Raw genomic sequence first — 5,248 nt, 5'->3', positions numbered from 1 at the left:
ATCCTTCCATCGAGATCATCCGGGGTACCGTTCATGGGTCCACCGTCCCGCAATAGAGCATGACATGAAAATAATCAAATGGGTGATGGGAGCGTCTTTGTTGCTGGCGGCCGGGGCAGGGTGGTCTGACTCCGGGGCTGGAACATCGCCCGTTTCGCCGGCAAATCCGGTTCCGGTGGTGGAAGCGCCTCTTCCACAGGTGTCGGGGGATCGCGCGCCCCTATTGTCGTTGCCGCTGAACAAATCCTTGCGGGTGCACGCGGATGCTCCCCTGGTGCGGGTCTCTGTTTCCAACCCGGAGATCGCCGACGTCAGTCTGGTGCGTAATCGTGAAATCTTTCTGGTGGGCAAGAAGGTGGGCAGTACCAATCTGTTTCTGTGGACCCGGGATGGGGCCATGACCTCCATGGATGTGGTGGTGTCCATCGATGTGTCCGGATTGCAGAGCAAGTTACGCGAGTTGGTTCCCCAGGAAAAAGGGGTGACGGTGAGTGCGGCAGGAGAATCCTTTGTCCTGTCGGGATCGGTGGCCAATGGCGTGATCCTGCGCCAGATCGTCCTGATTGCCGAGCAGTATGGGGGAAAAAAGATTGTCAATTTGCTGGCCACGCGCAATGTTTCGCAGGTGATGCTGGAAGTCAAGGTGGTGGAAATCCAGAAAACCCTGGATGACCGGATGGGGGCCAATACGGCGTTGGGGCAGCAGGGAGGGACAACCTTTGGTGGCGTGAGTTCCTTTACCAATGCGAATCCCACGCAGACCATTGCTAATTCGAGCGCCTCCACGCTGGTTTCAAATTTTACTCTGCTCGGTGGGGTGGGGTATACCGGTGGGATTACCAATATGACCCTGCAGGGGGAAATCGACAAGGGGCGCGCCAAGGTATTGGCGGAACCTAACATCGTGGCTATGAGCGGTCAGGAAGCCTCCTTTCTGGCCGGGGGAAAAATCTATATCCCTATCCCACAAAGTACGGGCGTGGCGGGTGGGGTCTTCATTACCCTGCAGGAAGAGGATTATGGGGTGGGCCTGAATTTCCTGCCTACGGTACTCGACGGGGGAAAAATCAATCTGCGGGTTTCGCCTGAAGTCTCGGAGTTGCTGACCACGGGGACGACCTTTGGGTCGGGAACCAGTGCCATGGTCGTTCCCACCATCACCACACGACGGGCATCCACCACCGTTCAGTTGAACGATGGAGAAAGTCTGGCGATCGGTGGACTGATTCAGAGTAATATTCTGGAAACCATCAAGGCTTTTCCATTGCTGGGCGAACTGCCCATTCTGGGCCCCCTGTTTCGCAGTTCGGAGTTTCAACACAATCGAACCGAACTGGTTTTTGTGGTGACCCCCCATCTCGTCAAAGGGACGACGGAGCGGGTTGCCCTGCCTTCGGACAGTTTCAAGCCCCCGACCCGAACCCAGTTCCAACTCGAGGGCAAAATGGAAGGAGATGAAAAATGACATCGATCCGGTCAGTCATGGGACTGCTCTCGCTACTGATGCTGGTGGGGTGTGCCGAATATGAGGGGGATCCACGCTTTGGTGAAGCGGTACGCAATAATATTGCCTTGCATTCCGTAACTCCGCCTGGGCAGGGGAGTACTGCCCCCACTGCACTGGATGGCGCGCCTACCAAGGCGGCCATGGACAATTATATCTATTCCTACCTGCATCCCCAATCCTTGTCCAGTTCTCTTTCCGTGGGGATGGGAGCGGCTGCTGCGGGAGCAGGCCCGACGGCGGCGCCTGTGACGAATCCGACGGGTTCCTACTGAGCATGATTTTCCGGGTTGAGTGGGCACATCGATGAAGATCACGGTTGTTTCTAAAAATAACGCTTTGCTTCACCGAATCAAGGTGACGCTGCTTGGCGCGCGGGACAATGATCAGATCGAACTGGTGAACCGGCCCGCTCACCGTCTCGATCTCGACATGCCGGACATTGCCAACGCCAACCTCCTGATTCTCGACGGGGCGGAGGAGGAAGCACCGGATTGGGCCAATATCGAGAAGTTCAACCTGCAACATCCCCATTCCAGCACGATCCTGATCTGTGCGGAACGGATCGAGCGGATTCTGGTTCAGGCCATGCGGGTGGGGGTGCGCGATGCCTTGTACCTGGCCGAACTCGAGGAGCGGTTGAGCGAAGTGGTGGAACGGGCACGCAGCCGTCAGGCAGCTTTCGAGGGTGCCTTGCGAGGCGGGAAGGTCTATTCCTTCATTCCCAGCAAGGGGGGCAGTGGCGCTTCCTTCATTTCCAGCAATCTCGCTTACATTTTGGCCAAGGTGCATAAAAAACGGGTCCTGATGATCGATCTGGACCTGGAATTTTCCGATGCATCCTTTTGTCTGACTGACGATGACAGCATCAAAAGCATTGCAGACCTGGTGGCGCGTTCCCACTTGTCCGGCCCGGTCATCGAATCGGCCAGCATTCAGATCGAGCAGACTTTCTGGTTGTTGAGGGCCCCCCAGAATCCCGAAATGTCCGTGGGGATCACGCCGGATCAGGTGGATGACATCATTTCCGTGGCGGTGCGCCATTATGATTTCATCTGTATCGATCTGGCCCGTACCCTGGAACCCATTGCGCTGCGGGTCATGGATCGGTCGGATGTGGTTTTTCCGGTCATGCAGACCGTCCTTCCCTTTGTGCGTGGCATGCAGCGATTGCAGCGCACCTTTCGGGCCTTGCATTACCCCGAGTCCAAGATTCAATTGGTGGCCAATCGCCAGGGTAACAAGGACGATCTGCCCATGAAGGATATCGAGAATGCCCTTCAAGCCAAGTTTGTCGTGCGCTTGCCCAATGACTTTTTCAACGTCAATACCTCGATCAACACCGGGAAGCCACTCATGGAGGTTGCCCCCCAGGGGGTTTTGACGCAGGCGCTGATCCAGTGGAGCAACCAGTTGTTGGGCGTGAAATCCGAGGAAAAAGTGGTGAACGCCGACCATTCCCATTCATTGTTGGGTAAATTTACTTCGCTGTTCAAATCTTCCTGAAACAGAGGATTGGGCGCGTGATAGAAGGAGGATCAAAGTGTCCCTATTGCGTGATTTACTGAATTCTTCCGTACCTCCGCCAGCAACGGGAGGTGGACGGGAGGTGGCAATTCCCACCGTCCATCGGGTGGATGCGGAAGCCTCTCGCCTGAAGTCGCAGATCCATCAGGACCTGCTCAAGAAATTTGATTTGTCCATGATGGAGCAAATCTCCGACGAACAATTGCGCCAGCGTCTGGCCAGTTTTGTTGAGGAGACCATCAAGGAACGCCATCTCGAGATGAGTGACAGCCAACGTCGCGCCCTGGTGACGGCGATTCAGAATGAAGTCATGGGATTGGGCCCCCTCGAGCCATTGCTGGCAGATCCGACCATCTCCGATATCCTGGTCAATGGCCCCTCCACGGTATTTGTGGAACGCAAGGGAAAACTGGAACTGACCAACGTCAAGTTCACGGATGAGGAACATCTGATCCGCATCATCGACAAGATCGTGTCGCGCATCGGGCGCCGGGTCGATGAATCCAGCCCCATGGTGGACGCCCGTTTGCCGGATGGGTCACGGGTCAATGCCATCATCCCACCTTTGGCGCTGGATGGGGCGGCCCTGTCCATTCGTCGCTTTCCGGCAGTTCCCCTCAGTGTGCACGATCTGGTGGATTACGGCAGCATGACCCCGGAAATGTCCATGTTGATCGCTGCCATGGTCAAGTCTCGCCTGAATATCCTGATCTCGGGCGGAACCGGGAGCGGAAAAACGACCCTGCTCAATGTGTTATCCAGTTTCATCCCGGACGACGAACGCTTGGTGACCATCGAAGATGCCGCGGAACTGCGCCTTCAACAGCCCCATGTGGTCCGTCTCGAGACCCGTCCGCCCAATGTGGAAGGGACGGGGGAAATCAACCAGCGGGCCCTGATTCGCAACAGTTTGCGGATGAGACCGGATCGGGTCATCATCGGGGAAGTGCGGGGGGGCGAAGTGATCGACATGTTTCAGGCGATGAATACGGGGCATGAAGGATCCATGGCCACCATTCACGCCAATAATGCCCACGATGCCCTGAGTCGTCTGGAAAACATGGTGGGAATCTCGGGGATCACCATCCCGGTTCGACCCTTGCGTCAGACCATCGTGTCGGCCCTGACGGCCATCATCCAGGCCTCCCGCCTCAGCGACGGGAAGCGCAAGGTCATGAGCATTCTCGAAATTACGGGAATGGAAGGGGACATGATCACCACGCAGGAAATTTTCAAGTTCCAGCAAACCGGCATTGCTGCAGACGGGGCCGTCCTGGGGCGCCATCGGGCAACGGGGGTCAGACCCCGGTTCATGGATCGTCTGTTATCCCATGGCTCGGCATTGCCGGAACGTCTGTTTGACCCGGATGCCTCGCGATGAATACTCTCGACTTTTGGGGTTATCTGCTGCTGATCATGGGGTTTCTGGCCCTGTTTGGGCTGCTGGAGTTTACGCTGACCTTCTTCGGTAATCGTTCGGCGGCAGATCATTCAAAACGATTCAAGATGCGCTTCAGCCTCATCATGGACGACATGCCGACGGTTGAAAAAAGTTGGATCAAGAAGGGAGCCTATGCCCAGAATTCCGCGCTGGACGAGAAACTGAAACAATTTCACCGGTTGGAAGCCCTTTACCTGCTGATTGGTCGGAGCGGGAAAAAGATGACTGTGGCCCAAATGCTGGGATATATGGGGGTGAGCGGGATACTGGGGCTGGGGCTCGGGTGGGGACTGGGATTGGGTTTTCTGGCGCTCTTCCTGGGGGGGGCAGGGGTTTTTGCGCCTCTTGCCCTGTTGCGGCACTGGGTGCATGCACGCAGCACCAAAATCGAGGAGCAGTTGCCGGATGCCCTGGATATGCTGGCCCAGTCCCTGCGGGCCGGTCACGCATTTTCCGGGGCTTTTCGGGTGGTCGGGCAACAAAGTCCGGAACCGATTGGCAGTGAATTCCGTATGACCTCGGATGAAGTGACCTATGGGTCCTCCATTCGCGAGGCTGTGTTGGGCCTGGCCCAGCGGGTCGAGTTGATGGATGTGCGCTATTTTGTCCTGACGGTACTGATTCAACTGGATACGGGAGGTAGCCTGAGCAACTTGCTGCAGGAGTTGGCCAAGTTGATGCGTGAACGCCAGAAATTGCGGCGTACCATCCGGGTGCTGTCGGCGGAAGGGCGGGTTTCGGCGTGGATCCTGTGTCTGCTGCCCGTGGCTTTTGGC

Annotated in this window: 5 protein-coding genes; all 5 read left to right on the top strand. The window is 56.7% G+C overall.

Features of this window, described 5'->3' with window-relative positions; genetic code table 11:
• Positions 1–1,465, top strand: a 1,465-nt coding sequence (locus M6F29_RS11210; protein ID WP_298159871.1) for a type II and III secretion system protein family protein, incomplete at its 5' end; no start/stop codon positions are given.
• Positions 1,462–1,779, top strand: a complete 318-nt coding sequence (locus tag M6F29_RS11205) for a hypothetical protein (RefSeq protein WP_297455855.1) — start codon at positions 1,462–1,464, stop codon at positions 1,777–1,779. The genes M6F29_RS11210 and M6F29_RS11205, both read left to right, overlap by 4 nt.
• Positions 1,780–1,810: 31 nt before the next feature.
• A complete protein-coding gene (locus tag M6F29_RS11200) occupies positions 1,811–3,010 on the top strand; it encodes a CpaE/TadZ family protein (RefSeq protein ID WP_297455853.1) in 1,200 nt (399 codons plus the stop codon).
• Positions 3,011–3,113: 103 nt separating this feature from the next.
• The gene (locus M6F29_RS11195) at positions 3,114–4,412 is read left to right on the top strand and encodes a TadA family conjugal transfer-associated ATPase (RefSeq protein WP_298159868.1); all 1,299 of its coding nucleotides are present in this window, start codon (positions 3,114–3,116) and stop codon (positions 4,410–4,412) included.
• The coding region (locus tag M6F29_RS11190; protein WP_298159865.1) for a type II secretion system F family protein at positions 4,409–5,248 on the top strand (840 nt) is incomplete at its 3' end. The genes M6F29_RS11195 and M6F29_RS11190, both read left to right, overlap by 4 nt.

The organism is Ferrovum sp., assembly GCF_027317285.1.
Lineage (GTDB): Bacteria > Pseudomonadota > Gammaproteobacteria > Burkholderiales > Ferrovaceae > Ferrovum.
This window is presented reverse-complemented; position numbering and strand designations above follow the sequence as displayed.